Consider the following 455-nt stretch of genomic DNA (forward strand, 5'->3'; position numbering starts at 1 on the left):
GTGTTTCTATGTCGGCGCTCTCGGCAGCAGGAAGACGCACGCCAAGCGCGTGGAACGCCTGCTGGCGCTCGGTGCCAGCGCCGACCAGATCGCCCGCATCCATGCGCCGATCGGCCTCGATATCGGCGCGGCAAGTCCGGCCGAGATCGCCGTCGCGGTGCTGGCGCAGACCATCCACGCCTTCCGTTCGCGCGGCCTCGAAGCAAAAGGCGCCGTGGCGTGAAATTCGGTCCCGTTCCGATCGATGAGGCCGAGGGCGCGGTGCTGGCGCACGCCACAGAGGCCGGAGAGCGGCGCTTTCGCAAGGCGCACAGGCTGAGCGCCGATGATCTGTCGGTGCTGAAAGCGGCCGGCATTTCCGAGGTGGTCGCGGCCGTGCTGGCGCCCGACGATCTCGGCGAGGACGCGGCGGCGGAACGGATCGCCGCCGGCATGAGCCATCGTAACGTGGAGGC

General features: G+C 69.5%; 1 protein-coding gene and 1 pseudogene. Both read left to right on the forward strand.

The features are described 5' to 3' along the window. Positions 1-223, forward strand: a 223-nt coding sequence (locus EN742_RS37350) for an XdhC family protein (RefSeq protein WP_189375786.1), incomplete at its 5' end; no start/stop codon positions are given. Further along, a pseudogene (locus EN742_RS37355) lies at positions 220-455 on the forward strand (4-diphosphocytidyl-2C-methyl-D-erythritol kinase); the annotation flags it as partial. The gene EN742_RS37350 and the pseudogene EN742_RS37355, both read left to right, overlap by 4 nt.

The organism is Mesorhizobium sp. M4A.F.Ca.ET.020.02.1.1 (genome assembly GCF_004022645.1).
Lineage (GTDB): Bacteria > Pseudomonadota > Alphaproteobacteria > Rhizobiales > Rhizobiaceae > Mesorhizobium.